We start from the raw sequence: 25,748 nt of genomic DNA, 5'->3' as shown, positions 1-25,748 counted from the left end.
ACCACCGATCGAGACCACCGATCGCAGACGAAGGCGAGGCGCACCATGAGCAGGATCCCGACACCCGAGACCACCCCGGACGGCCCGGCCTACGAGGGCCGCCTGCTCGATCGGGCCGACGAGGAGGTCGTCGACCAGGGCGTCGCGTTCGACCTCGGAACCCTCGTCAGCCGACGCACGGTGCTGAGCCTCGTGGGCGCCGGGGTCGGGGCCGTCGCGCTCGCCGCCTGCTCCACCGGGGCGTCCGGCAGCAGCAGCACGAGCACGGGTGCCGCGAGTTCCGGCACGAGCACCGCGACGGCGACCGGCGACCTCCCATCGGGCGAGATCCCCGACGAGACCGCTGGCCCCTACCCGGGCGACGGCTCGAACGGAGCCGACGTGCTCGAGGAGTCCGGCATCGTCCGCAGCGACATCCGGTCGAGCATCGGGTCCGGGACCACCGCGAGCGGGGTCCCCATGGCCCTCTCGCTCACCATCCTCGACATGGCGAACGGTGACGCCCCGTTCGCCGACGTCGCCGTGTATGTCTGGCACTGCGACGCCTCGGGCGGCTACTCGATGTACTCCGACGGGATCGAGGACGAGACCTACCTCCGCGGCGTCCAGGTCGCCGACAGCTCGGGGACCGTCTCGTACACCTCGATCTTCCCGGCCTGCTACTCGGGCCGGTGGCCGCACATCCACTTCGAGGTGTACCCCACGGTCGCGGACATCTCCGACTCCGCGAACGCCATCGCGACCTCGCAGGTCGCCCTGCCGCAGTCGGCGTGCGACACCGTCTACGCGCTGTCCGGCTACGACGGTTCGAGCGGGAACCTCGCCCAGGTGAGTCTTGACGACGACAACGTCTTCGGTGACGACGGCGGTGCCCTGCAGCTCGCGACGGTGACGGGCGACGCGACCTCCGGGTACCAGGTGGCGCTCACCGTCCGGGTGGACACCACGACGACGCCGACCGCCGGTGCCGCTCCGTCCGGTGGTGGCGGGGCTGGCGGCGGCGGAGGAACGCCGCCGAGCGGACGCTGACCGCGGCACCTCCACGCACTCCCGTCCCGACCCGCATCGACCCGAAAGGACCCGTCATGGGATTCCTCCAGAACCTCACCGGCTGGCACGCCCTCATCGTCCTCGCCGTCATCCTGCTGTTCTTCGGCGCCGCGAAGCTCCCGAGCCTCGCCCGCAGCGTCGGGCAGTCGGCGCGCATCCTGAAGGACGAGGTGTCGGCCGACGCAGAAGCGCGCGCCGGCACTCGCGCCGACACCCCTGCCGCCTGATCATCGGAGCGCATCGTGTTCGGACTCACCATGGACAAGCTGATCGTCATCGGCATCCTCGCGGCCGTGCTCATCGGCCCGAAACAGTTGCCGGTGTACGCCGAGCGACTCGGGGTGCTCGTCCGCACCGTCCGCGACCTCGTCGCGACGACCAAGGCGCGAGCCGCCGAGGAACTCGGACCGGAATTCGACCCGACCGAGTGGAAACGTCTCGACCCTCGACAGTTCGATCCCCGACGGATCATCCAGGAGGCGCTCGTCGAGGAGCGTGGGCCGGTCGCGCAGCTCGAGCCGTCGACGACGTCGGAGGTGCAGGTGGAGCCGACCGTGCCGTCTGCCCCGGCGAAGCCGGTCGCGAGCGGCGGCTGGCAGGCCGCGCTCCTCGAGCGGGTCGGACGCGACGGGGCGGATGCGCACCGCGCACCCGCCCCGATCGTGATCACCGAACGCGTCGTCCTCGACGGACGCGTCGACGAACCCGCTAGCCGGCGGGCGTCGTGACGCGTCCGTCCTGGCCGTCCGCCGCGGCACCGGTGGTCGACGCGAGCGGCAGGATGTCGAGCGGCATCGTGTGGGTGTCGATGAGCGGGTTGTCGTCCTGCCCCTTGACGAGTTCCACCGCCTCGGCCTTCGTCTCGACCGTCGGCACCGAGCCGATGAGCGGGCGACGAGCCGTCTCCCGCATCGTGAGCACGCCGACGCCCGCCACCGCCGCGAAGAACATGATGTAGAACGCGGGCATGAAGGTGTTGCCGGTGAGCTGGATGAGGAACTCGCTGAACAGCGGCGTCGTGCCGCCGAAGAGCGAGACCGACAGGTTGTAGGCGATCGCCATCGCGCCGAAGCGGGACGCCGTCGGGAAGAACGCCGGCAGCGAGGCCGCGGACGGTCCCGCCCACAGCGCGACCGGGGCGGCCACCATGAAGAGGGCGATGAAGATGGCCCAGATCTCACCGATCTGCATGACCGCGAACGCCGGCACCATGAGGGCGAGGGTCGCACCGACGGCCATGAGGTAGACGGGCTTGCGGCCGAGCTTGTCGGACATCCGGCCGACGAGCGGCAGGCAGGCGGACATGATGAGCAGGACCGGGATGGTCGCGACCGCCGCCGTCAGGTTGGAGACGCCGACGTCCTTCTCGAGGTAGGTCGGCATGTAGCTCGTGAGCGCGTAGCCGGCGGTGTTCGTCGCGGCGACGATCGCCATCGCGATGAGGATCTGGCGCCAGAAGTGACGGAAGATCCCGAAGACGCCCTGGCGGGCCATGGGGTCCTCGTGCTCCGCCTCGATGCCGCCAGCGGTCTCGGCGACCTCGTAGGCCGGGGTCTCGGGGATCTTGAGGCGGAACCACACCGCCACCGCACCGAGCGGTAGGGCGATGAGGAACGGGATGCGCCAACCGAACTCGGTCATCGCGTCGGGGCCGGCGAGGCCCTCCGCGATCAGCGTGGTGAGGGCGACAGTCCCGGCACCGGCCGCGAAGCCGACGTAGGACCCGACGTCGAGCCAGGAGGCCCAGAACCCGCGGCGACGGTCCGGTGAGAACTCGGCGACGTAGGTGGAAGCGCCGGCGTACTCACCACCGGTCGAGAATCCCTGGATCATCTTGAGGAGGTACAGCGGGGCGATGGCCCACAGCCCGATCTGGGCGGCGGTCGGCAGCACGCCGATGAGCGCGGTGGCCGCGGCCATCATCGACATCGTGAGGAAGAGGATCTTCTTCCGGCCGATCTTGTCGCCGAGTGGTCCGAGCACGAGCCCGCCGAGCGGACGCACGAGGAACGACACGGCGAAGCCGAACAGGGTGACCAGGATGCCGGCCTCAGGAGGGAGTCCCTCGGTGAAGACGACGGTCATCGTGACCGCGAGGTAGCCGTAGATGCCGAAGTCGAACCACTCCATGAAGTTGCCGACGACGGTGCCCGAGATGGCGGTGCGGATGCGCGACCGCTTCACGACGAGGACGTCGTCGACGCGGAGGCGTCTGGTCTTACGGGCCGGCTTCCGGCCGGTCTTGGGGGAGGGGGATGCGGGGGACGATGATGCCGCGTTGTCGCTGGAGTTCACAAGCAGTACTCGTTTCCTGACAGTCGTGTTGAATCATTCGGCACTCGCGTAATCGCTCAGTGCCCGAGAAATGCCGGAGGATCGCCATGCTGCACTGGCACGGAGCTCGGGGGAGCTGCACGTCGGGTGGCGGGTCGTTCTCGGGGAGAACGCGTCCTCTCGGCTCTGGACGGGTATAGACAATACCAGGTGTCCAGTGGCGCCCCTCCCCGCGGCGGTGCGGGCACAATGGACGGCATGGATGTTCGGAGCGGAGTCTGGACCCTCGACGGCGGTCTCGGAACGCTGCTCGAGGCACGCGGGCACGACCTCTCCGACGCGCTGTGGAGCGCTCGTCTGCTCCTCGAGGAGCCACAGGCAATTCTGGACGCTCATCGGGAGTTCTTCGCCGCCGGTGCGCAGATCGCGATCACCTCGTCGTACCAGGTCGGGTTCGACGCGTTCGAGCGCATCGGCATCGCGCCTCCCGAGACCGAACGGCTCCTGCGATCGAGCGTCGACGTGGCGCGTGCGGCGCGCGACACGCGGTCGGAATCGGACCCCGACGGCCCGCTCCTCGTCGCCGCGTCGGTCGGTCCGTACGGTGCGACGCTCGGCGACGGCTCGGAGTACGAGGGTGCCTCCGGTCTCAGCCGGACCGAGCTGCGGCAGTGGCACGAGCGGCGTCTGGCAGTGCTGGTCGACGCGGCCCCCGACCTCCTCGCCCTGGAGACCATCCCGACGCTCGACGAGGCGACGGCGCTCGCCGATCTGGTGCGTGGTTCGGGCGTGCCGGCATGGTTGTCGTTCACGGTGGAGGGCGGTCGTCTCCGCTCGGGCGAGCCGATGGCGGAGGGCTTCCGACTGGTCGAGGGGATCGACGAGTTCCAGGCTGTCGGCGTCAACTGCTCGCACCCGGAGGAGGTCCTCCCGGCCATCGCCGCTGCGCGGTCCGTGACGGACAAGGCGGTGGTGGTCTACCCGAACTCGGGCGAGCGCTGGGACGCCGAAGCCCGCTGCTGGCGCGGCGCCGCCGGGGTCGGCGAGGTGGAGGCCTGGCTGGAGGCCGGGGCGACGATCGTCGGCGGCTGCTGCCGGATCATGCCGGCCGACATCGCCGACATCCGTGCGCGGGTCGGCCGGGAGCGACGCCCCTAGCCGACGTTGAACCCGCCGTTGCTCGAGAGGACCTGGCCGTTGATCCAGGAGCCCGGGGCTGAGAACAGGAAGCGGACGAGGTCGGCGGTGTCGGACGGCGTTCCGAGCCTGCCGGCGGGCGTCGCCTCGGCTCCCCAGTGGCGGATGTCGTCGGTCATCCAACCCGTGTCGATCGGACCCGGGTTGATGACGTTCGCCCGCACCCCGCGGTCGCCCAGCTCCACTGCCGCTGCGGTGACGATGCGGTCGAGCGCGCCCTTACTCGCCCCGTAGGGGAGGTTGTGCACGGTGTGATCGCTCGTGAGGGCGACGATGCGACCGGCCACCCGGGGCGGTGCCTCCTGCACGGGGAGCTGTTCGGCGAAGGCCTTGATGAGCAGCCACGTCGCGCGCGCGTTCACGGCGAAGTGACGGTCCCAGCTGTCGAGGTCCGTCGTGAGGATCGAGCTGTCCACCGACTCGCAGTGCGACATGACGAGCCCCGACACGGGACCCAGCTGCGCCGCCCGCCCGACGAGCTCGGCCGGTAACGCCGGGTCGGCGAGGTCGCCGAGCACGAGCTCGACGGTCACGCCGAGCGCACGGCACTCGTCGGCGATCGACTCGGGGTCGTCGGGGGTCCGCTCGTAGCCGACGCGGTCGTCGTAGGGTCGCCAGGCGTTGAGGACGAGGTTCCAACCGTCCGCGGCGAGACCGGTGGCGAGTCCCGCGCCGATCGAGCGGCGGCGCCCGACCCCGGTGACGATGGCGATGCGGTCGGTGCTGTTCTCGTGGTCGGCGGCGATGGCGTCGTCGGTGAAGTCCATCCCGAGACCCTACGCGATGTCGGGTTGTCGGCGACAGACCGGCGCCGGCTCCGGTCAGGCGGCCAGGAGTCGACGCGCGATCGCACGCGCGGTCTCGAACGGTTCGCGGAAGGTGCGCATCCCGACCGTCACGATAGCGCCCTCGTACAGCAGCATGAGTTCGCGGGCGCGCGCCCCGGGGTCCGACAGGCCGGCTTCGGTGATGAGATCGGCGAAGCGGTCGAGGAGCCACTGCTTCTGTCGGGTGACCTCGGGGAGGACGAGGCCGCTCGTCGCGTGGTCGGGGATCTCCGCGCGGGCGTTGACGGCACTGCAGCCCTTGGGGCTGTTGTCGTCCGACCAGCCGATCGCCGCGTCGAAGATCGCGAGGATCCGGTCGATCCCGGGTTCCGGGTGCCGGGCGAGGAACTCGTCGACCCAGACGCGCCAGCGGGCGTCGCGATGCTGCAGGTAGGAGAGCACGAGGGCCTCCTTGCTGCCGAAGCGGTCGTAGAGCGTCTTCTTCGTGACCCCGGCCGCCTCCGCGATGGTGTCGACGCCGACCGCGTGGATGCCGTTCTCGTAGAAGAGCACGGAGGCGGCGTCGAGCACGCGTCGGGCACCCGGCGTGAGGGGTGCGAGCTCTGGAGTGTCGACCGTCATGCGAAAACTATACCAGTCTGTATACTGCCGGGATGAGTAAACAGATCGGTATACCTGTGGTTCGTGCGATCCGCGCGGTCATCGTCCCCCTCGCGGCGATCGGGTTCGTCCTCGCGTGGAGCTCCGGGTTCATCGTCGCGAAGATCGGAACCGAGGACGTGCCGGTGCTCACCGTGCTCCTCTGGCGGTTCGTCCCGCTCGCCGTGGGGCTCGCGATCGTGCTACTGCTCAGCGGGCAGTGGCGGAACGCCACCCGGGCTCAGGTGCGCTCGCAGCTCGTCATCGGCCTGTTCGCGCAGTTCGGCTACGTCGTGTTCGTCTACGCCTCGGTCGCCGTGGGCATCTCGACCGGGACGACCGCGCTCATCGACGCCGTTCAGCCGCTCGTCATCGCGGCGCTCGCCGGACCGCTGCTGCAAGTGCGGGTCCCGGGCGCTCAATGGTTGGGGCTCGGGATCGGCGCAGTCGGGGTGTTCCTCATCGTGCAGTCCCAGTTCGGCGCCTCGGACGCACCGCCGATCGCCTACGCCCTGCCCGCACTGGCCATGGTCAGCCTCATCACCGCGACGATCCTGGAACGGCGCTCGCCGCACCGAGCCCCGGTCCTCCTCACGCTCACCGTCCACGCGACGGCGACCATGGTGCTCCTCGCCGTGCTCGCCCTCGCGACCGGTGAGGCGGTACCGCCGGGCGACGCGACCTTCTGGCTCACGACGCTCTTCCTCGCGCTCGTCCCGACGCTGTCGGCCTACGGGCTCTACTGGTGGCTGCTGCGTCGCATCGGGGTCACGGTCCTCAACGCGCTCCTGTTCCTCGTCGCGCCGACGACCGCCGTCGCGGGTGCGCTCCTGTTCCGGGAGCCGTTCACGCTCCTGACGGCCGGCGGGTTCCTGCTCAGTGCGGCGGGCGTCGCCCTCGTGCTCGTGAGCGACGCCCGCGGTCGCGTCGATGCCCGTCGGGTCAGGGCCCGTCCGGTCAGTGCCCCTCCGGCTGCCGATCCTGCTGACGGCGCATCTCCTCGGCCAGTGCCGGATTCCGCTCAGCAAGGTGCGCGGTGATGTCGTCGACCACCTCGGGCGTCTTATTCTGACTGAGCTTCGCACGGGCGTCGAAGCGGGTCACGCGCATCCGGAGGCCGACCGTCCCCTTCGCTGCGCGCCGGGTGCCGGCCTCGTCCTGGGACAGGTGGCGGCCGTCCTGTCGGTGGTCCTCGAAGTGGTCGGTGAGTCGCGAGAGCATCTCGTAGTTCTCGTCCTCGCTGAGGACCTCCGGCGTGCCGTACAGGTGCGCGGTGACGTGGTTCCACGTCGGGATCAGCTGGCCCTCCGGGTACCAGCTCGGCGAGACGTAGTCGTGCGGTCCCTGGATGATGACGAGGATCTCGTGCTCGCCGAGCTCGTGCGAGTGCTCGTCCGGTCGGCCGAAGTGGCTGACGATCGACAGCTCGTCCCGGTCCTCCTCGAGGATCGCCGGGTAGTGGGAGGCGACGAGACCGGTGCTCGCGGGCGAGACGAACGTCGCCCACGGGTGGTTGCGGATGAGGCGCTTGACCTCGTCGACGTCGGTCATCAGGTACGTGGGGGTGTGGCGCATGGTGGGGTCACTTCCGGTCGAGACGGGTGCGGACGGCGAGGCCGGCGCACAGGATGACCGCGAGCCCGCCGAGCACGGTGGCCCAGTCGAGTCGCTCGCGGAGGATGAGGGCCGCCCAGACGATGCTCAGCACCGGCTGGAGGAGTTGGATCTGGCTGACCCGGGCGATCGGGCCGATCGCGAGTCCGCGATACCAGGCGAAGAAGCCGAGGAACATGCTCACGACGCCGAGGTAGCCGAACGCCAGCCAGCTGCCGATGGCTGCGGTCGGCGGCTGCTGGACGACCGACAGCGCTGTGAGGGCGACCATGAGCGGTGCTGCCACGACGAGCGCCCAGGAGATCGTCTGCCAGGAGCCCAGCTCCCGGGCGAGCAGTCCGCCCTCCGCGTAGCCGACGGCGGCCGCGACGACGGCGCCGAGGAGGAGGAGGTCCGACCAGGCCAGCGGCGCGAGGCCGCCGTGCTGCACCGAGGCGAACAGCATCGCCGCGACCGCGCCAGACCCCGCGAAGATCCAGAAGCGACGCGTCGGGCGCTCGCCGCCCCGGAGGACGGCGGCGACCGCCGTCGCCGCCGGGAGGAGGCCGATCACCACGGCGCTGTGACCGGCGGGAGCGGTGGTCAGCGCGAAGGAGGTCAGGAGTGGGAATCCGACGACGACGCCGCCGGCGACGATCGTGACGCGAGCCCACTGCACGCCGGTCGGTCGCCGCGCTCGCAGGGTGGCGAGGGTGATCGCGGCGAGCAGGGCTGCGACGACCGCGCGCCCGGAACCGATGAAGAGCGGCGAGAGTCCGACGAGTGCGACCTTGGTGACGGGGACCGTGAAGGAGAACGCCAGTACGCCGAGGAAGCCCCAGCCGAGCCCGCTGCGAGATAACACTCGCGCCGGCGTCACGATAACGCTACTCTGTGGGCTCATGGACAACGATAGCACCGGGCGGATCGTCGCCGCCATGACCGCTTGGATCGCAGCGGCACCTCCGGGTGCACGCGTGCCCTCCAATCGGGCGTTGACCGCCGAGTTCGCAGCGAGCCCCGTCACCGTCCAGAACGCGATGCGCCAGCTCGCCGGGCGAGGGCTCATCGAGAGTCGGCCGGGCGTCGGCACCTTCGTGCGTGCGGCTCGTCCGGCGCGGTCGGTGGACTACGGCTGGCAGACCGCTGCGCTCGGCGCGCTGCCGTGGCGCTCCGGCGCGCTGTCCTCGGCGCAACGGTCGGTCGCACCCGCCGCGATCGCGATGCACTCCGGATACCCCGCCCGAGAACTGTTGCCTGAACGGCTGGTCCGCGCCGCGCTCGCGCGTGCCGCCCGCACCGACGTGGCGATGACCCGATCGCCGGCGGCCGGGTCGCCGGAACTCCAGGCGTGGTTCGCAGCCGACCTCGCGGCAGCCGCACCGCCCGGGGTCACGCCGCCGACCGCGCGGGACGTCATCGTGATCTCCGGCAGCCAGAGCGGACTCAGCTCGATCTTCCGGGCACTCGTCGGCCCGGGGCAGCCGATGCTCATCGAGTCGCCGAGCTACTGGGGTGCGATCCTCGCGGCCGAGCAGGCGGGTGTGACGCTGGTCCCCGTGCCGACCGGCCCGGACGGACCGGACCCGGACGTCGTGGAGCGCGCGTTCCAGGACACCGGTGCGCGGGCGTTCTACGCACAGCCGACCTTCGCGAATCCGACCGGCGGCCGCTGGTCGCCGGAGACGGGGGTCGCGATCCTCGAGACCGTCCGGCGGCACGGCGCGTTCCTCGTCGAGGACGACTGGGCGCACGACCTCGCGATCGACGTCGATGCCCGGCCGCTCGCCGCGCTCGACGACGACGGACACGTCATCTACCTGCGGTCGCTGACCAAGAGCGTCTCGCCGGCGCTGCGGGTCGCCGCCGTCATCGCGCGGGGGCCCGCCCACGACCGGATCCTGGCCGACCTGGCCGCCGAGTCGATGTACATCAGCGGGGTCCTGCAGGCCGCAGCCCTCGACGTGGTCACCCAGCCCGGGTGGCGGTCGCACCTCCGTGGTCTGCGACCGCTCCTCCGGGCCCGGCGGGACCTGCTCGTCGCGAGCCTGCGCGAGCACGCCCCGACGGCGCACCTCGAGCGGCTGCCGCTCGGTGGACTGAACCTGTGGCTGCGGCTCCCGGAAGGCACCGATGTGCCGCGCGTGGTCCGCACCTGCGAGAGCCGTGGGCTCATCGTCTCCGACGGCACCGAGTGGTTCCCGGCGGAGCCCGCGGGGTCCTACCTCCGGGTCAACTACTCCGGCGAGGACGCGGGTCGCTTCGATGAGGCGGCCCGCATCCTCGGCGGTGTCCTGGCGGACGAACGCGCCTGACGGTGTCCAGGCGACCGTTCGTTACAGGTCGAGCTTCGCGTTGTCGCCGCCGTCGTAGGTCTCGCCGGTGACCTTCGACTTCACGAACGCGACGGCGGTCGCGATCTTGCCGCCGGGGCTGTCCCAGTACTCGGCGCTGTCGGCCGAGAACTTCAGCAGACCGACGCGCGGGTCGGAGGGGCCGTCCGGGAACCAGGCCTCGACGACGCTGTTCCAGAGCTCTTCCAGCTTGGCGTGGTCCTCGACGAGCTCGGCGGTGCCGGCGAGCGACACCCATGAGCTGTCCGAGCTCAGCGTGACGCCGGCGTTCGGGTTGACGTCGAGCTGCTGGACGGCGGAGGCGTCCTTGCCGACGATGAACCACAGGTCGCCGTCGAACTCGCGCTCCTGGACGGTGAGCGGGTGGGCGACGAGCTTGCCGTCGAGGTCCACCGTGGTGAGCATCGCGAAGCGGAAGTCCGCGAGCAGCTTGTTGAGGGTCGTGTAGGGGTCGGTGTCTCCGGCCATGGGGGTCTCCTTCGTCTCGTCGACCGGCCCGTCGGTGTCGGGGTGCCGGTCTGCGTGGCTCGCAGCCTACGACTCGCGGCTCCGACCGCACCTGGATGGTGCCGACCGTTGACGCGAGGCGGATCTTCTGCTCCTGCGGCGACTCCGGTCGTCGTGTCCGGTCGCCGACTCCAGTCGACGTCTCCAGTCGCCCCATCGCACATCTCGTGCGTGAGCGCCATGCTCCCGCCGTTCCCGGGTCCGCTCACTACCCTGGACTCTTCACCACCGTAGGGAGAGACACATGAACACCTCATCGCTCACGAACCAGATCAACGAGGCGCTCGCGGCACTTGGCGGCGGTCCGTTCCTCACGACGAAGACCACCGAGAAGGACGCCACGACCACGGTCACCGGCACCCTCGGCGACAGCGAGATCCACATCGACTTCATCGAGGAGGGCAACGGCACCGAGGCCGAGAAGGACCACACGGTCGTCGTCCGCGACGCCTCGGGCAAGCAGATCGGCGAGGGGCGCGGCGACTCGACCTTCGCCGACGCCATCTCCGCCTTCGGCTGGGCGGGCGTGCTCGACGCCGTCAAGAACGGCTGATCGCGTCGTCATGACCTCCAGGGTCCGGTCTCGTCCGCATTCGCGGTGGGCTGGGCCCTGCGTCGTCTCCGGGAGGCACCCGTGACGCCGCGATCGGACGACGGGCCGGTGGAGGACGAGCACTGGTTCGTCGTGAACGGCCGGCGCTGGCGCCGGACGGATCCGAGTCTGCCGTCGGAGCTCGTCGCGTCCCTGCAGTCCCATCTCGGCCGCGGGCGCTCCGGCGTCGGCGTCGCGAAGCGGGCGGGTGACGACAAAGCGGTCGCTGCTGCCCGCCGTCGCGTCGGCCTCGCCAAGCACGGGCTCGGTGAACGCGGCCCGAAGTGGTGGGAGGAGCCGGCGGCTGATCGACTCGAGCGCGCCGAGGCGGCGCTGCGTGAGCTCGAGGCGCTCGACGAGTCACCGCCCGGGTGATCCGGTCGGGTGGACGTGCTCTCCGCCCCCTCTTGCGTTCTGATCGGTCTCGGCATATCGTTTATCGATACCAACGACAATCGATATGGATGTGATGATCATGACCGAGTCCACCGATCGCCCGACGCCGTCCGCCTTCGACCACGCGGCCTGGCAGGCTGCGAAGACCGAGCGCTCCAACCGCAACGACCTCGTGTCCGTGCTCGGTGCCGCCGTCGTCGCGGCAGGGGCTGTCGTCGTCACGCTCGTCCTCCGGCTGCTCGACGTCTTCGGCATCGACGGGACCCGGGTGCCCGTGTTCTTCGACGCCGTCGACGCAGTCCTGCCGGGTGCGGCAGGAGCCGGCGCCTTCACGATCGACCAGGGTTCGGTCGTCGTGGCCGACCTCCCCGTGGTGACCGTCGTGTGCGTGCTGCTCGCCGCGATCCTGCCGGCGATCGCGAACCTCGTGGTCATCGTCTGCGCGTTCCGCTTCTTCCGCCGCCTGCTGCGTGGCGATGCCTTCGCGCCCGGGAACGCACGGCTGCTCTCGATCGCCTCCATCGCCATCCTCTGCGGGTGGATCGCGGACACCTGGTTCGGCACGATGGCGTCCAACGGCGCGCTCGCGGCCGCGACCGACGGCGCCGTCGAAGGAACCCCCTACCCGCTCACCTGGATCCCGTTCTTCGTCGCCATGGCGGTCGGCGGCCTCGCGATCGCGTTCCGTGCCGGTGAGCGCCTGCGCGCCGACACCGAGGGGCTCGTCTGATGGTGCCGGCGCCCGAGGAGGACGTCGCGACCGGCGTGCACTGCAACCTCGACCGGTTGCTCGCCGACCGTGGTCTCACCCTCGCCCGGCTCAGCGAGCTCGTCGGGGTGAGCGTGGTGAACCTGTCGGTGCTGAAGAACGACCGCGCGAAGGCGATCCGGTTCTCGACGCTGACGGCGATCTGCCGGGTGCTCGACTGCACGGTCGGCGAACTGCTGGAGCTCGACGACGCCCGCTGAGTGGTCCGGTACCGACCGTCAGCGCCGGCGTTCCCGGAGCAGCAACTGCGTGAGGTACAGCCCGCCGACGACCACCGTGACGACGCCGACCGGCACCGTCAGCGGGATCAGATGCTGGGCCACGAGGTCGGATGCGAGGAGCAGGACGCCGCCGACGAGCCCCGTCGCGACCAGCGGGATGCCTGGCGAGCGGGTCAGTCGGCGTGCGATCTGCGGCGCGGCCAGGGCGATGAACGCGATCGGGCCGGCGACCGCGGTCACCGCGCTCACCAGCGCGACCGCGAGGCCGATGAGGATGGCGCGTTCGCGGGTGAGGCGCACTCCGGTCGCGGCAGCCACGTCGTCGCCGAGTTCGAGCTGGCGGAGCGGACGGGCGGCGAACGGCAGGACCGCGAAGAGCACCACGAGGCACGCGAGTGCCGGCCAGACGACGGTCGCGGTCGCGGTGTTGAGCGTCCCCGCGCCCCAGGCCGCCGCGAAGAGCGCGACGTCGAGGTCGGCCCGGAGCAACAGCCAACTGTTGAACGCGGCGAGCATGGCCGAGACGCCGATGCCCACGACGATGAACCGGAAGCCCGACAAGCCCTGGCGGAGGGCCAGGATGAAGATCGCGACCGCGGCAGCCAGACCGCCGAGCAGCGACCCGGCCATCAACGCCGGCCAGCTGCCGCCGAGGAGGAGGAGCGCGACGAGCATCCCGGTGAACGAACCGTTCGCGAGGCCGATGATGTCGGGGCTCGCGAGCGGATTCCGGGTGAGCGTCTGGAAGATCGCTCCCGAGACACCGAGCGCTGCGCCGAAGCCGATCGCCGCGAGCACGCGGGGCAGTCGCCAGTCCAGCACGACGGTGCGCGCCAGGCCGTCGACGCGTCCGGTGAGGACGCCGATCACCTCGTCGGTGGTCAGCGGGTAGTCGCCGAGCGCGAGACCGGCGATCGCCGCGACGACGATCGCCAGGAGTGCGGCGGCGCAGACGAAACGGGCTCGTCGTGCCGGTCGGCGCCCGGTGATCGGACCGGCGGTCTCCTGTTCCCGTGTCGTGCTCACAGTCCCGAGGCCGTTCTGCGTCGGGCGAGCGCGATGAGGACGGGCGCCCCGACGAACGCGGTCACGAGCCCGACGGGCATCTCGCCCGGGAGCACCGCGATCCGTCCGACGACGTCGGAGCCCAGCACGAGGACGCAGCCGACGAGGACCGAACCCCCGAGGATGCGGCGCTGATCACTGCCGACCGACCAGCGCACGAGGTGGGGCACGACGAGGCCGACGAAGGCGATCGGCCCGGCGATCGCGGTGGCGCCACCGGCGAGCAGGGTCACCGCGGCGAGCACCAGGATGCGACTGCGCGTGACGCTGACGCCCTGTGCTCTGGCGACGTCCGGGCCGAGGGCGATCGCGTTCAGGCTCCGCGCGCTCGCCGCGGCCAGGACGAGCCCCACGGCGAGGAAGGGGAGGACCGGCACGACGACACCGAGGTCGCGTTCGAGCAGGCTGCCGGCGTTCCAGCCGCGCATCCGGTCGAACGCGTCGGGGTGGGTGATGGCGATCCCCGTCGTCAGCCCGGCGAGTACGGCACCGAACGCGACACCCGTGACGGTGAGGCGGGCGGTGGAGGACTGCTCACGCCCGCCGGAACCGATCGCGTACACGACGAGGGTGACGACGAGCGCCCCACCGCAGGCGAGCCAGGCGATGTCGCCCGGCGCTCGGACACCGAGGAACGCCAGGCCGACGGCGACCGCGAAGCCTGCCCCGGCGTTGACGCCGAGGATGCCGGGGTCGGCGAGCGGATTCCGGGTGAACGCCTGCATGAGCGCGCCAGCGACGCCCAGGGCCGCACCGACGGCCAGCGCCGCGACCGTGCGCGGCACCCGCTGATCCCACACGACGAAGTTCGCCTCGTCCGAGCCCGTGCCGAGGAGCGCCGCACGGACGTCATCCGGAGCGATCGGGTTCGCGCCGACGAACAGCGACAGGAGGACGGCGACCGCGAGCGCCGCGACGCCCGCGAGCAGTGGGATGAGCAGGCGGTGTCGCCGCGGCGCCCGCCGTCCCACAGAGGTGTCGCTGACGTTCAGGATCGCGGTCGGCTTCGTCACGACCCGTCGGAGAGCAGCCGGTCGAGGTCGTCGAGGACGGCCATGCCGCCGAGGGGGCCGACGCCGGTGATCCAGAAGGACTGGTCGACGAGGTGCAGCTCGGGGAAGGCGTCCGTGTTCGCGGTGAGCGAGGCGGGCAGCGTCGAGGTGTCGTCGGGATCGACGCTCGTCACGAAGACCTGGTCGGCCTTCGCCTCGAGCACGCGCTCGGGGGAGAGGTCGAGGGAGATGTCCTCCCAGGCGTGTTCGGGCGTCGTGAACCCGGCGCACTCGAGGGTGCTGCCGGCGAAGGAGGTCGGGCCGTAGAGGGTCAGGACACCGTCGCGGGGGCGGATCAGCTGTGCCGTCTTCCCGGCGGTGTCGTGCTCCTTGGCGATCTCCGCGCAGCGTGCGTCGTAGGCGTCGAGGAGTTCGTCCGCGCCGTCCGGGTCACCGAGTGCTTCGGCGACGAACTGCACGTTGTCGCGCCAGGGATCGGTCTGCGTCGCCATGAACACGGTCGGCGCGATCTCGGACAACTGGTCGTACAGGGCGGAGTGCCGTGATTCGGTGCCGATGATGAGGTCGGGCTTCGCGGCGGCGATCAGCTGCACGTTCGGCTCCGCCACGGTCCCGACGGTGGGGATGTCGGCGGCCTGCTCACCGAGGTAGGCGGGGACGCCGGCGGTCTCGTTCAGCACCGCTGCGCCCACCGGGGTGATGCCGAGCGCGACGGTCGTGTCGAGCTGCACCGGTTCGAGGACGACGACCCGCTTGGGTGCGTCGGGGATGCTGGTCTCGCCGTGGGCGTGCTCCATGACGTGCGTCGCGCTCGTCGCGGTGTCCGAGGGGGTCGAGGCGCTCGAGCTGCTGCAGGCTGAGAGGCCGAGGGCGGCGATGGAGAGGGCGGCGACGGCGACGAGACGTCGACGATCGGCGAGGAGGAGGGGCACGGATCACCTTTCGAACGGGTCGCGGCGGATGCGACCGAGTAAGGCAAGCATAACCTTCATTCGGGTGTGGCTCTGGGGCGGGCGTTCCAGTAGCCCTGCCCGTGGACGCGCTCCGGGTCGATCCCGTGGTCGGTCGTCGCAGCGCGCAGGAGGGGGATCCGGGTGCTCTCGGTCACCAGCCAGGCGGCGAAGCCGGTGCCCAGAGTCGCCGCCGACGACCCGTGTGTCCGGAGCCACTGTTCGACGCCGGCGACGAGCGCCTCACCGCCCGCCTGCCCGGCCCGTTCATGGACGTCGACCGTGTGGCGCTCGAGCAGCGGCCCGAGCAGGGCGGTGTCGGCGGGGTCGCCGAGCTCGAGGAGGACGTGGGCGCGGACGTGGTCGTCGAGAGAGCGCAGGATCCCGTGGACGGCGGGGAAGGCCGTCTCGTCGGCGGCGATGAGCACGGTCGTCGCAGTGCCGGGCGCCCACTGGACGCCGTGTGTCGGGTCTCCGCGACGGACGTCCGGACCCGAGACGAGCAGCCGGTCGCCCACCCGCGCGCCGAGCGCCCATCGACTGGCCGGGCCGGCCGGCTCGTGGATGAACACGTCGAGGTCGACCTCCTGCTGCGCCGGCCTGACGCGATGGGCCGTGTAGCTGCGCATCACCGGACGGTCCGCCGGTGGGAGTGCGCGCCAGGCCCTCCGCCACGCGTACTCCGGCAGGCCGTCGTGGAGTCCTTCCGGGTACGCGCCGTCGTCTCCCGGCAGCAGGATCTTGATCCGCTGGTCCCGCTCGTACGGGGCGAAGTCGGCGAGCGAGGCACCGGTGAGGGTGAGGCGGAGGAAGCCGGGGGACAGCCGTTCCGTGCGGTCCACGACCGTGTCGAACAGGATGTTCGGCGAGTGGAGGAACGGGACGGGCATCGCATCGAGTCTAGGAGGACCAGGCGCTGGCGTGCCGGGTCCTCCGTCGTTCACCCGCGGCGGACGGCGCGTGCGATCACGGCGCAGAGGGGGATGGCGACGACGGTCAGCGCGGCGGCGGCCGGGAGGAGCAGGGCCGGGCCCCAGGTGCCGAGGATGATCCCGCCGACCGCCCCGCCGGTGGCGATCGAGCAGTTCCACACCGTGACGAGCGCCGACTGGGCCGCGTCAGCAGCGTTCCCGGCGACCCGGGCGATCGCCACCTGGAAGAGCACGGAGTAGGCGCCGAAAGCGAGCCCCCAGCCTGCCGCGGCGGTGAGGAGGACGACGACCGGCGGATCCCAGGCCACGACGGCGAGGCCGACGGTCCCGAGGAGAGCGGCCGTGAGGATGGTCATCCCGAGGCGCAGGTTCGCCAGCCGTCCAGCGCCGAGCGTGCCGACGACCGACGCCACACCGAAGGTTGCGAGGAGCACCCCGAGCGGCACGGGCGTCCCGCGGGAGGACAGGACCGGTGCGAGGTAGGTGTACGCGATGTTCTGGCCGATGATGCAGACGGCGAGGGCGACGAGGATCGTCACGACCGCGGGGATGCGGAGCGCCGCACCCATGCGCGTCGAACGCCCGGGGGCGCTGCCTGCCACGCGAGGAGCGACGACGACCGCGAGCACGCCGAGGAGCGCGGTGGTGGCGGCGACGATCCCGAACACCGTGCGCCAACCGAACTCCTCACCGAGGACCGCGCCGGCCGGGACGCCGAGCGCGAAGCCGAGCGTGGCACCGGACAGCACGACGCCGAGCGTGGAGCCGAATCGCTCAGGGGTGGTGAACCCGCGCGTGTACCCCGGGAGCATCGCCCAGACGACGCCGGCCACGAGCCCCGCGACGAACCGGGTCGCGAGATGCGTGAGCAGCTCGGGCGCGACGGCCGTGCCGGCGTTCGCGAGCGCCGAGACGATCAGGGCGAGCAGTACGACCGTCCGGCGGTCGAGCTTCGCGAGCGCACGGCTGATCGGGATCGCCGCGACGATGCAACCGAGTGCGAAGACGGCGACGCTCTGGCCCGCGATCGACTCCGAGACGCCCAGATCGGCGGCCATCGCGGGGAGGACCCCGGCCGGGAGCACCTCGGTGAGGAGTGTCACGAATCCGACGGCGGCGAGGAGCAGCGCGGTCGGGAGGGGAGAGCGGGTTCGGGTGGCAGGAGGGGGCGTGGATCGTGCCGTGCGCAAACTGTCGGTGGTCATGTCGGTGAGTCTCCCGGCCTGCCACTGGTGGCAGGGTCAAGTCGACGAGGGTGCGCCGGGAATATCCGCCCGGCACCGACGGCTGCTCCAAGAGGACACAACTCGGTCGAAGGGGTCTTGCATGCGCATCGGCGAACTGGCGGCGGCCACCGGGAGCACGCCGCGGCTGCTCCGGTACTACGAGGAACAGGGGTTGCTGCGCCCGACCCGCTGCCCGAACGGGTACCGCGAGTACGGGGACCACCTCGTCGCGAAGGTGCAGCGCATCCGCGAGCTGATCGCCGTCGGCATGCCGACCGCGCTCATCCTCCAGGTCCTGCCCTGCTTCGAGGACGACGAAACGATCTACCAGGTGACGCCCTCGGCGGAGGTGCTGGAGCGGTTGCTCGAGCATCGCGAGCGACTGGATGCGAAGCTCGGCTGCATCCAGGAGAGCCGGGACGCCATCGACGTCTACCTCCACCGCGTCGGCGGCATCGTGGTCTGAGTCGGCTGAGTCGACCGAGTCGGCTGGGTAGGCTCGGCGCATGTCACTCGATCCGTACTACCGCGACCGCCTGAGCCTCTTCGACGGGTTCTCGAACGCCGATCGCGCTGCCGCCGGTGGGACCCTCGACGAGGAGTTCCAGGAACGACTCATCGCATACGGTGACGACGGGCCGTGGAGCCCACCGAGCGACGTGGTGATCACCGACGAGGTCGTCGACGGTCCGCACGGCACGGTCCCGATCCGACGCTACGTCCCGGCCGACCCCAGTGGTGTCGCCCTCCTCTGGGTGCACGGCGGCGGCTTCGCGGCGGGGACGCTCGACTGGCCGGAGGCGCACGTCGTGAGCGCCGAACTGGCGGCGCGAGCGGGTGCCGAGGTTGTCTCCGTCGACTACCGACTGGCGGACGGCACGACGCGATACCCGGTGCCGCTCGACGACGTGCTCGCGGTCTGGGAGCAGCTCGACGACGAGCGGTCGGCCGTTCCCGGTGCGCGGACGGCCATCGGTGGGGCCAGTGCCGGAGCGGCCCTCGCGCTCGCCGCGTCACTCCGCAGCGATCGACGTGCGGACGCCGTGCTGCTGGCCTACCCGTTCCTGCACGCCGTCGTGCCAGCCCTGCCCGCGGACGTCCTGGCCGAGATGGCGGTCCTCCCGGACTTCATGCGGTTCCCGACCGAGTCGATCGACTGGATGGTCGGGAACTACGTCGGTCGGCTGGAGGACGTGCCCGAGCTCGCGCTGCCGGGAATCGTCCCCGTGACCCCGGACCGCCCGCCGCTGTCGGTCCTGCTCTCGGAGTTCGACGACCTCCGGCCGTCGGGGGAGCTGCTCATCGCGGCGTCGGAGGCCGCCGGTGCTCCCGTCCGCAGTCGGCTCGAGCCAGGCGTCCTCCATGGCCACCTCAATCGCCATCCGGTCGCGCCAGGCGTCTCCCCGTCGCTGGACTGGCTGGCCGACGGGCTGCGCGCCATGGGGAATCACGCCGACTGAGTCTTGCGTGATCCTCGTCAGCGGGCATACTGGAGTCACGCTCCGTTCCCGAATGGAGTTCGGTTTTCGCTTCCGGCTCGCCCGAGCCCGGGTGATCCCGACGCCGCCCCACTCACTGACGAGAAACGGACCACCCATGAGCGAGCATGAACCGGCGCTGCCCTACCGCGACGCGAGCCTGCCGGTGGAGGACCGGGTGGAGGACCTCCTCGGACGGATGACCGTCGCCGAGAAGGCCGGCATGCTCTTCCAGACGATGATCGCCCCGGGGCCCATCGACGAGGCGAACCCGCACATGGGACTCGCGAGTGGCGAGCACATGATCGGCGAGCAGCTCATGTCCCACTTCAACGTCCTCGGCACCGCGCCCGACACGACGGCGCTCGCCGAGTGGACCAACGCCCTGCAGGAGCGCGCGTCGCGCACGCGACTCGGCATCCCGGTCACGCTGTCGACCGACCCGCGCAACCACTTCACCGACAACGTGGGGACGGCGGCCCGCGCGGGCGCCTTCTCGCAGTGGCCCGAGACGCTCGGCCTCGCGGCGATCGGATCGGCCGACCTCGTCGAGGCGTTCGCCGACACCGCGCGGCAGGAGTACCTCGCCGTCGGGATCCGGCTGGCGCTCCACCCGCAGGTCGACCTCGCGACTGAACCGCGCTGGTCGCGCATCGGTGGCACGTTCGGTGAGGACGCCGAGCTCAGTGCCGAACTCGTCGCCGGCTACATCCGAGGGTTCCAGGGTGCCGAACTCGGGCCGCAGTCGGTCTCCACGATGACGAAGCACTTCCCTGGCGGTGGGCCCCAGCTCGACGGGGAGGACCCGCACTTCGCCTACGGACGCGAACAGGTGTACCCCGGCGACAACTTCGACTACCACCTCATCCCGTTCCGCGCCGCGATCGCCGCCGGAGCCGCGCAGATGATGCCGTACTACGGCATGCCCGTCGGGACCGAACACGAGGAGGTCGCGTTCGCCTTCAACCACGGGATCATCACCGGGCTCCTCCGCGAGGAACTCGGCTTCGCAGGCGTCGTCTGCACCGACTGGGGACTCGTCACCGACACGTCGATCATGGGGCAGGACATGCCCGCGCGCGCCTGGGGCCTGGAGCACCTCGACGAGCTGTCGCGGGTCGAACGCATCCTGCAGGCCGGTTGCGACCAGTTCGGTGGCGAGGCCCGACCCGAGCTCGTCGTCGAGCTCGTCGAGCAGGGGCGCATCATCGAGGACCGCATCGACGCCTCGGTGCGCCGACTGCTGCGGGAGAAGTTCGTCCTCGGGCTCTTCGAGCAGCCGTACGTCGACGCGGGCGCCGCGAGTGGGATCGTCGGCCGCGCGGACTTCGTCGCCGCCGGCGAGGCCGCACAGCGCCGCGCGTTCACCGTCCTGACGAACGTGGCGGAGACGCTGCCGGTGCGCTCGCCGCGTCCGCGGTTGTACCTCGAGGGCGTCGATCCCGAGCTCGCGGGCGCGTACGGCGAGGTCGTCGCGGATCCGGCTTCGGCGGACGTCGCTCTCGTGCGCATGCAGACGCCGTACGAACCGCGGCCCGGCGGCTTCGAGGCCATGTTCCACGCCGGATCGCTCGACATCCCGGCCGACGAGGTCGAGCGGCTGCGGGCGCTCGCGCTGACGGTGCCGACCGTGCTCGACATGCACCTCGACCGACCGGCGATCCTCACCGGGGTGGCGGATGCGGTCGCGGCGCTCGTCGCGAGCTTCGGCGGCAGTGACGCGGCGTTCCTCGACGTCGTCTTCGGTCGGGCGCTGCCGGAGGGCCGGCTGCCGTTCGACCTGCCGCGCTCGATGGCGGCCGTCGAGGCGAGTCGGTCCGACGTCCCCTACGACACCGAGGACCCGCTCTTCCGTTTCGGCCACGGCCTCACGTACCCTGCCGGTCCCTGAGCACCTCTTCCGGTCCCTGAGCTTGTCGAAGGGCGGTCCCGGAGCACCCGTCCCCGGTCCCCTGAGCGCCTCTTCCGGTCCCTGAGCTTGTCGAAGGGCGGTCCGGGTGCGCTTCTTCCGGTCCCTGAGCTTGTCGAAGGGCGGCGTCTTCTCGTGTGCCCTTCGACAGGCTCAGGGAGCGGTTCTCCGTGCGCGGTTGCTTCGTACTCGGGGGTCGCTTCCCCCGGTCCGTGAATGCCCCTCCGGTCCAGGTGCGCTTCTTCCGGTCCCTGAGCTTGTCGAAGGGCGTCAGCGCTCGGAGCCGCGCAGCTCCAGACGCACGTCCAAGGTGTGGGTCATGGGCGGGCCCGCCTCGCCGGCGATGAGTGCCAGGAGGGTCTCCGCCGCGACCCGGCCCATGAGCGCCACGTCCTGCGCCACCACCGACACCGCCGGCGACACGAGCGGTGCCGCCTCGAAGTCGTCGAACCCCACAAGTGGCAGCCGTCGTCCGGCCGTCGCGAACGCCTGCATGGCCCCGATCGCGGCCCGGTTGTTCGCGGCGAACACGGCGTCGACCTCGCCCGACACCAGGAACCCCGCCACGACCGCCGCAGCGTCCTCGACGGAGTGTGCGCCGTCGGAGACGATCGGCTCGATCGGCCCCGTCCCCGTCGCGCCGCCGAGATCGGCCTCAGCCAGCGCCCGGTGGTAGCCGGCCAGTCGCTCGCGCATCGTGTACAGCTCGAGTGAGTCGCCGAGGAACGCGACCCGTCGTGCGCCCGCGGCGAGCATGGCCGCGGTCGCGCGGGTCGCCCCGCCCTCGTTGTCGGCGAGCACCGTGTGCACCTCGACCGACTCGAGCGGCCCGGTCGGGCGGTCGACGAGCACCATCGGGACGTGCACGACCGTGCTCGTCGCCCAGGCCGCGGTCGCCTGCCGTGGTGGCACGACGACGAGGCCGTCCACGCGCTGCGCGACGAGCCGGTCGACGAGGAGTCGGTGCCGGTCGGCGTCCTCCTCGGAGCTCGCGGACATCAGCAGGTAGCCGTGTTCCGTGCACACGCGCTCCACCGAGCGTGCCAACACGGAGTAGTAGGGGTTCGCCAGGTCGCTGATGATCAGCCCGATGACCTTGCTGGACCGCCCGGGGCGGATGCTCGCGGCCGCCAGGTTGTGCCGGTAGCCAAGGGCCTCGATCGCCGCGCCGATCCGTTCCGACAGTTCCTGGTTGATGTTCGTCGCGCCGTTCACGTACCGCGACACCGTCTTCAGCCCCACCCCGGCCGCCGCGGCGACGTCGTTCATGGTCGGGGGTCGGGAGCTGCGCATGCTCACCATCCTGGCGTATGCGAGATCACGCGATCGGCTCGTCCGCCCCCGCGACCGCGAAGAGCCTGCTGAGCCCGGGTCGCAGTCGGGTGATCTCGGCCGCCGTCGGACGGCGTCCCGCGATCGTCGCAGCGGCACTCGCGCCCCCGACTTCGGCGGCTTCCGCCGGTGCGGCACCGCGTGACATCGCGACGAGCAGGCCGGCGGTCGACGCGTCCCCGGCGCCGTTGGTCGACACGAACGCGGGTGCGGGGACGGGCGGCGCGACGAGGTCGACGTCGGCCCAGGCCTCGGCGAGCGGTGCGAGCATCCGTCCGCCCAGGCGCAGGCGGTCGACACCGGCGGCCCGGAGGAGTAGCCCGTCCTCGCCGGCCGAGATCGCCACGACGCCGGCACCCCAGGCGAGCAGGAGGTCCGCGAACGCCGCCGCTTGGGCCAGGGGCGATGCGCTGGTCCCGGCCGGGAGGCGGAGCGTGCCGAGGGCCGAACGCAGGTCGTCGACGCTCGGACTCACGATGTCGGTCAGCGGCAGGGTGCGCCGGAGGATCGCCTCCCAGTCCAGATGGCCGACGGCGCTCGTGGGGTCGACGACGGCGAGGTCCATCGAGGTGGTCGCGCCGTGTCGGTGGATCCGTTCGAGCAGCTTCGCGAGGGGCGCCGCATCGTCGGCGACGATCCCGGGGAGCAGCGGGGGATAGCCGAGGTGGACGAGGTCCGCGTCGCCGACGGCCAGGTGCTCGCCGGTGAACACCTCGTTCGCGCCCGTGTGGTGCCAGAAGGTCCGGTCGAGGCCTGCGGGCTCGACGACGACGCTGTAGGAGGTCGCGGCCAGGTCGGTGACCTCGAGCGCCGGGTCCAGTCGGTCGTGCGCGGCGATGCGTGAGGCGACGATCGCGCCGAGCTCGTCGTCGCCGACGGTCGCGTGCAGGCGGACCGTGCTCCCGAGATCGGCGAGGGCGAGGCCGGTGTTCGCGACGCAGCCGCCGAGGGAGATGCGGAGCGGGCCGGTGTCGATGAGGGCGCCCGGATCGATGCGTGCGCTCGCGCTCAGCCCTGGCGACAGGTCGACGCAGATGTGACCGGCGACGACGATCTCGCCCATGGACCCTCCGTTCTTCGCGCCGGGAGTGACCCGGTGCAAGCTAGACAACGTTGTCTCAGGCCACTACTGTGACACACCGAGGGACGATTCGGAAACCCTCCCCGTCACGATCAGGAGCCGCCGCAATGTCGCTGTACCGCCTCAATCGTCTCTTCAACGCCCGATCCGGTCGCGCGCTCGACGTCGCCGTCGACCACGGGTTCTTCGGCGAGCGTTCGTTCATCACCGGCATCGAGGACATGGGCGAGGTCGTCCGCACGCTCGTCGCCGCGGGCCCGGATGCCGTCCAGCTGACCCTCGGTCAGGCCCGTCTCCTGCAGCAGGTCCCCGGCAAGGACAAGCCGGCGCTCGTCTTGCGGACCGACGTCGCGAACGTCTACGGCAACCCGCTCGACTCGATCCTCTACAGCCACCACGTGCCGCACGCGATCGAGGAGGCCGTCCGGCTCGACGCCGTAGCCGTGTGCGTCAACCTCATGCTGATCCCCGACCACCCCGAGGTCCGCGAGGCGAACATCCGCTCGATCATGGCCCTGCGTCGCGAAGCGACCCGGTACGGGATGCCGCTCATGATCGAGCCGCTCGTCATGCAGGACAACACGACGGCCGGCGGGTACCAGGTCGACGGCGACATCGAGAAGATCGTCACCCTCGTGCGCCAGGCGGTCGAACTCGGCGCCGACCTCATCAAGGCCGACCCGAGTAGCGACATCACCGAGTACGCGCGGGTCGTGCAGGTCGCCGGAGACATCCCCGTCCTCGTCCGTGGCGGCGGTCGCGTCGACGACCGGACGCTGTTGGAGCGCACGGTCGCCGTCCTCGATGCCGGGGTCAGCGGCATCGTCTACGGCCGCAACATCATCCAGCACGAGCACCCGGCCGCCATCACCGCGGCACTCATGGCGGTGCTGCACGACGGGGCCGACGCCGATGCCGGCCTCGCGATCCTCGAGGCGGCTCGCGCATGAGCGCCGACCAGGTGACGGCCGACCGGGCGACGGCGGAGCGCGTCAACGTCGCGATCATCGGCGGTGGACTCATGGGGCGCGAGATCGCCGCGGCCATCCAGCGCTGGCCGGCACTCATCGACCACCCGGTGCGACCGCGACTGACGGCCGTCTGCGACATCAACCCGGCGGCGCTCGACTGGTTCGACGAGATCGACACGGTCGTCACGAAGGCCACGGACTACCACGAGCTGCTCGCCGACCCGTCGGTGGACGTCGTCTACGTGGCCGTGCGTCACGACCTCCACGAGCAGATCTACACCGACGTCATCCGAGCCGGGAAGGGCCTGCTGGCGGAGAAGCCCTTCGGGATCGACGCGGCGGCCGCGCAGTCGGTCCTCGCGGCGATGGCCGAGCACCCGGAGAGCTTCGTCCGGTGTTCGAGTGAGATGCCGTTCTTCCCGGGTGCGCAGCTGGCGATCGACTACGTGCGGTCCGGGGCGCTCGGCACGATCGTCGAGGCGCGCAACAGTTTCCTGCACTCGAGCGACATCGATCGGGGCAAGCAGATCAACTGGAAGCGCCAGACGCAGTTCTGCGGTGAGGCCGGCGTGATGAACGACCTCGGGATGCACACCTGGCACGTGCCGCTGCGGCTCGGCTGGGAACCCGAGAGCGTGTACGGGGTGCTGCAGAACATCGTCACCGAGCGTCCCGGTCCCGACGGTTCGCTCGTGCCGTGCGACACCTGGGACAACGCGGTGCTGCACAGCTGGGCGACCCATGACGGTGTCCGCTTCCCGCTCACGACCGAGACGAAGCGCATCGATCCCGGGCAGAAGAACACGTGGGAGTTCGAGGCGATCGGTCTCGACGGCGGGGTCCGGTTCAGCACGAAGAACCCGAAGCTCGTCGAGGTGTTCGCGGTGCGGGACATCCCGGGTGGCGGTCGGGAGCAGGTGTGGCAGCAGCTCGACGCAGGCAGCCAGTCGGTCTGGCCGACGGTGACCGGCCCGAACTTCGAGTCCGGGTTCTCCGACACGATCCTCCAGATGTGGGCCGTGTTCCTCGCCGAGCGGCACGGCTCCCTCGGCGACCGGTTCGGGGCGGCGCGCCCCGAGGAGGCGGCGCTCACCCACGACATCTACCGTGCGGCGATCCGCTCCCACGAGGAGGGTCGCGCGATCGCGCTGTGACGTGCGCATCGGCTGGGAGGCCACCCGACCGTCTCCCAGCCGGGAGCGCCCTGGCCGGCCCCTGAGCTTGTCGAAGGGCGCTCCCTGTCCGCTCACCTGTCCTGTCCCTGCCAGCGCAACGAATCGGTCCCTGCCAGCCCAACCGATCGGTCCCTGAGCTTGTCGAAGGGTGGGCTCTGTCCGTGTGCCCTTCGACAGGCTCAGGGACCGGGGTCGGAGTCGGTCGTGTCTGAACGGTCGGTCCCTGTCCGCTCACT

At 71.1% G+C, this 25,748-nt stretch carries 28 protein-coding genes; 15 read left to right on the top strand and 13 right to left on the bottom strand.

Annotated features, from left to right (window positions below):
* Window positions 1–45 precede the first annotated feature (45 nt).
* The 3 genes from ACQ3HE_RS18750 to ACQ3HE_RS18740 are packed head-to-tail and all read left to right on the top strand — an operon-like array spanning window position 46 to window position 1,778.
* The gene (locus ACQ3HE_RS18750) at window positions 46–1,029 is read left to right on the top strand and encodes an intradiol ring-cleavage dioxygenase (RefSeq protein ID WP_430893856.1); all 984 of its coding nucleotides are present in this window, start codon (window positions 46–48) and stop codon (window positions 1,027–1,029) included.
* A 56-nt stretch (window positions 1,030–1,085) separates the two neighbouring features.
* Complete coding sequence (locus ACQ3HE_RS18745) at window positions 1,086–1,277, top strand: twin-arginine translocase TatA/TatE family subunit (RefSeq protein WP_430893854.1); 192 nt, start codon at window positions 1,086–1,088, stop codon at window positions 1,275–1,277.
* Between the two features lie 15 nt (window positions 1,278–1,292).
* Entirely contained in the window at window positions 1,293–1,778 is a 486-nt protein-coding gene (locus tag ACQ3HE_RS18740; protein ID WP_430893852.1) for a twin-arginine translocase TatA/TatE family subunit, read from the top strand.
* Here ACQ3HE_RS18740 and ACQ3HE_RS18735 read toward each other — a convergent pair.
* On the bottom strand, window positions 1,759–3,345 hold the full coding sequence (locus ACQ3HE_RS18735) for an MFS transporter (RefSeq protein ID WP_430893850.1): 1,587 nt from the start codon (window positions 3,343–3,345) through the stop codon (window positions 1,759–1,761). The two genes, ACQ3HE_RS18740 and ACQ3HE_RS18735, sit on opposite strands and share 20 nt — an antisense overlap.
* 237 nt (window positions 3,346–3,582) lie before the next feature.
* Between ACQ3HE_RS18735 and mmuM the strand changes: the two genes are divergently transcribed.
* Complete coding sequence (gene mmuM / locus ACQ3HE_RS18730; protein ID WP_430893848.1) at window positions 3,583–4,482, top strand: homocysteine S-methyltransferase; 900 nt, start codon at window positions 3,583–3,585, stop codon at window positions 4,480–4,482.
* Here the strand turns inward: mmuM and ACQ3HE_RS18725 are convergent.
* Window positions 4,479–5,288: an SDR family oxidoreductase gene (locus tag ACQ3HE_RS18725; protein ID WP_430893846.1), complete on the bottom strand. Its 810-nt coding sequence runs from the start codon at window positions 5,286–5,288 to the stop codon at window positions 4,479–4,481. The genes mmuM and ACQ3HE_RS18725 overlap by 4 nt on opposite strands.
* Window positions 5,289–5,342: 54 nt before the next feature.
* Complete coding sequence (locus ACQ3HE_RS18720; RefSeq protein ID WP_430893844.1) at window positions 5,343–5,930, bottom strand: TetR/AcrR family transcriptional regulator; 588 nt, start codon at window positions 5,928–5,930, stop codon at window positions 5,343–5,345.
* A 32-nt stretch (window positions 5,931–5,962) separates the two neighbouring features.
* Between ACQ3HE_RS18720 and ACQ3HE_RS18715 the strand changes: the two genes are divergently transcribed.
* On the top strand, window positions 5,963–6,988 hold the full coding sequence (locus tag ACQ3HE_RS18715) for a DMT family transporter (protein ID WP_430893842.1): 1,026 nt from the start codon (window positions 5,963–5,965) through the stop codon (window positions 6,986–6,988).
* Here ACQ3HE_RS18715 and ACQ3HE_RS18710 read toward each other — a convergent pair.
* Together ACQ3HE_RS18710 and ACQ3HE_RS18705 are read right to left on the bottom strand one after the other, a co-directional pair.
* Window positions 6,906–7,523: an FMN-binding negative transcriptional regulator gene (locus ACQ3HE_RS18710; protein WP_430893840.1), complete on the bottom strand. Its 618-nt coding sequence runs from the start codon at window positions 7,521–7,523 to the stop codon at window positions 6,906–6,908. The two genes, ACQ3HE_RS18715 and ACQ3HE_RS18710, sit on opposite strands and share 83 nt — an antisense overlap.
* Window positions 7,524–7,530: 7 nt before the next feature.
* The gene (locus tag ACQ3HE_RS18705; protein ID WP_430893838.1) at window positions 7,531–8,445 is read right to left on the bottom strand and encodes a DMT family transporter; all 915 of its coding nucleotides are present in this window, start codon (window positions 8,443–8,445) and stop codon (window positions 7,531–7,533) included.
* On the opposite strand from ACQ3HE_RS18705, the gene ACQ3HE_RS18700 reads away from it, so the two are divergent.
* Window positions 8,444–9,856: an aminotransferase-like domain-containing protein gene (locus tag ACQ3HE_RS18700; RefSeq protein WP_430893836.1), complete on the top strand. Its 1,413-nt coding sequence runs from the start codon at window positions 8,444–8,446 to the stop codon at window positions 9,854–9,856. The genes ACQ3HE_RS18705 and ACQ3HE_RS18700 overlap by 2 nt on opposite strands.
* 21 nt (window positions 9,857–9,877) lie before the next feature.
* Here the strand turns inward: ACQ3HE_RS18700 and ACQ3HE_RS18695 are convergent, their stop codons facing one another.
* A complete protein-coding gene (locus ACQ3HE_RS18695; protein WP_064294726.1) occupies window positions 9,878–10,363 on the bottom strand; it encodes a pyridoxamine 5'-phosphate oxidase family protein in 486 nt (161 codons plus the stop codon).
* 283 nt (window positions 10,364–10,646) lie between these two features.
* Here ACQ3HE_RS18695 and ACQ3HE_RS18690 point away from each other — a divergent pair, with 283 nt between their 5' ends.
* The 4 genes from ACQ3HE_RS18690 (at window position 10,647) to ACQ3HE_RS18675 (ending at window position 12,359) form a co-directional block, all read left to right on the top strand.
* The gene (locus tag ACQ3HE_RS18690; RefSeq protein WP_079706962.1) at window positions 10,647–10,955 is read left to right on the top strand and encodes a hypothetical protein; all 309 of its coding nucleotides are present in this window, start codon (window positions 10,647–10,649) and stop codon (window positions 10,953–10,955) included.
* Window positions 10,956–11,036: 81 nt separating this feature from the next.
* Entirely contained in the window at window positions 11,037–11,369 is a 333-nt protein-coding gene (locus ACQ3HE_RS18685) for a biopolymer transporter Tol (RefSeq protein WP_430893834.1), read from the top strand.
* A 100-nt stretch (window positions 11,370–11,469) separates the two neighbouring features.
* Window positions 11,470–12,120, top strand: a complete 651-nt coding sequence (locus ACQ3HE_RS18680; RefSeq protein ID WP_430893832.1) for a DUF2975 domain-containing protein — start codon at window positions 11,470–11,472, stop codon at window positions 12,118–12,120.
* Window positions 12,120–12,359 carry a helix-turn-helix domain-containing protein gene (locus ACQ3HE_RS18675; protein WP_079706965.1) on the top strand — a complete coding sequence of 80 codons (240 nt, stop codon included), beginning with the start codon at window positions 12,120–12,122 and terminating at the stop codon, window positions 12,357–12,359. Before ACQ3HE_RS18680 ends, ACQ3HE_RS18675 begins: the two co-directional genes overlap by 1 nt.
* An 18-nt stretch (window positions 12,360–12,377) precedes the next feature.
* Here the strand turns inward: ACQ3HE_RS18675 and ACQ3HE_RS18670 are convergent, their stop codons facing one another.
* Genes ACQ3HE_RS18670 through ACQ3HE_RS18650 form a run of 5 tightly spaced genes read right to left on the bottom strand, consistent with a single transcriptional unit; the run spans window position 12,378 to window position 17,545 of the window.
* Window positions 12,378–13,406: a FecCD family ABC transporter permease gene (locus ACQ3HE_RS18670; protein ID WP_430893830.1), complete on the bottom strand. Its 1,029-nt coding sequence runs from the start codon at window positions 13,404–13,406 to the stop codon at window positions 12,378–12,380.
* Window positions 13,403–14,458 (bottom strand): FecCD family ABC transporter permease, encoded by a 1,056-nt coding sequence (locus ACQ3HE_RS18665; RefSeq protein WP_430893828.1) that lies wholly within the window; start codon window positions 14,456–14,458, stop codon window positions 13,403–13,405. Before ACQ3HE_RS18665 ends, ACQ3HE_RS18670 begins: the two co-directional genes overlap by 4 nt.
* The gene (locus ACQ3HE_RS18660; protein ID WP_430893826.1) at window positions 14,455–15,390 is read right to left on the bottom strand and encodes an ABC transporter substrate-binding protein; all 936 of its coding nucleotides are present in this window, start codon (window positions 15,388–15,390) and stop codon (window positions 14,455–14,457) included. Before ACQ3HE_RS18660 ends, ACQ3HE_RS18665 begins: the two co-directional genes overlap by 4 nt.
* A 56-nt stretch (window positions 15,391–15,446) precedes the next feature.
* Window positions 15,447–16,298, bottom strand: coding sequence for a siderophore-interacting protein (locus ACQ3HE_RS18655; protein WP_159879518.1), 852 nt, complete (start codon window positions 16,296–16,298; stop codon window positions 15,447–15,449).
* Window positions 16,299–16,348: 50 nt separating this feature from the next.
* The gene (locus tag ACQ3HE_RS18650) at window positions 16,349–17,545 is read right to left on the bottom strand and encodes an MFS transporter (protein ID WP_430893824.1); all 1,197 of its coding nucleotides are present in this window, start codon (window positions 17,543–17,545) and stop codon (window positions 16,349–16,351) included.
* 121 nt (window positions 17,546–17,666) lie between these two features.
* Between ACQ3HE_RS18650 and ACQ3HE_RS18645 the strand changes: the two genes are divergently transcribed.
* From ACQ3HE_RS18645 to ACQ3HE_RS18635, 3 genes are all read left to right on the top strand, one after another.
* Window positions 17,667–18,032 carry a MerR family transcriptional regulator gene (locus tag ACQ3HE_RS18645; protein ID WP_430893822.1) on the top strand — a complete coding sequence of 122 codons (366 nt, stop codon included), beginning with the start codon at window positions 17,667–17,669 and terminating at the stop codon, window positions 18,030–18,032.
* Window positions 18,033–18,072: 40 nt separating this feature from the next.
* Window positions 18,073–19,026 carry an alpha/beta hydrolase fold domain-containing protein gene (locus ACQ3HE_RS18640; protein ID WP_159879515.1) on the top strand — a complete coding sequence of 318 codons (954 nt, stop codon included), beginning with the start codon at window positions 18,073–18,075 and terminating at the stop codon, window positions 19,024–19,026.
* A 136-nt stretch (window positions 19,027–19,162) separates the two neighbouring features.
* Window positions 19,163–20,935 carry a glycoside hydrolase family 3 protein gene (locus tag ACQ3HE_RS18635; protein WP_430893820.1) on the top strand — a complete coding sequence of 591 codons (1,773 nt, stop codon included), beginning with the start codon at window positions 19,163–19,165 and terminating at the stop codon, window positions 20,933–20,935.
* A gap of 288 nt (window positions 20,936–21,223) precedes the next feature.
* Here the strand turns inward: ACQ3HE_RS18635 and ACQ3HE_RS18630 are convergent, their stop codons facing one another.
* The gene (locus tag ACQ3HE_RS18630; RefSeq protein ID WP_430893818.1) at window positions 21,224–22,246 is read right to left on the bottom strand and encodes a LacI family DNA-binding transcriptional regulator; all 1,023 of its coding nucleotides are present in this window, start codon (window positions 22,244–22,246) and stop codon (window positions 21,224–21,226) included.
* A gap of 25 nt (window positions 22,247–22,271) precedes the next feature.
* Window positions 22,272–23,348: a carbohydrate kinase family protein gene (locus ACQ3HE_RS18625; protein ID WP_430893816.1), complete on the bottom strand. Its 1,077-nt coding sequence runs from the start codon at window positions 23,346–23,348 to the stop codon at window positions 22,272–22,274.
* A 125-nt stretch (window positions 23,349–23,473) separates the two neighbouring features.
* Between ACQ3HE_RS18625 and ACQ3HE_RS18620 the strand changes: the two genes are divergently transcribed.
* Window positions 23,474–24,316, top strand: coding sequence for a class I fructose-bisphosphate aldolase (locus ACQ3HE_RS18620; RefSeq protein WP_430893814.1), 843 nt, complete (start codon window positions 23,474–23,476; stop codon window positions 24,314–24,316).
* A complete protein-coding gene (locus ACQ3HE_RS18615; protein WP_430893812.1) occupies window positions 24,313–25,491 on the top strand; it encodes a Gfo/Idh/MocA family protein in 1,179 nt (392 codons plus the stop codon). Before ACQ3HE_RS18620 ends, ACQ3HE_RS18615 begins: the two co-directional genes overlap by 4 nt.
* Window positions 25,492–25,748 lie beyond the last annotated feature (257 nt).

Source organism: Plantibacter auratus, assembly GCF_050587365.1.
GTDB lineage: Bacteria > Actinomycetota > Actinomycetes > Actinomycetales > Microbacteriaceae > Plantibacter > Plantibacter auratus.
This window is presented reverse-complemented; position numbering and strand designations above follow the sequence as displayed.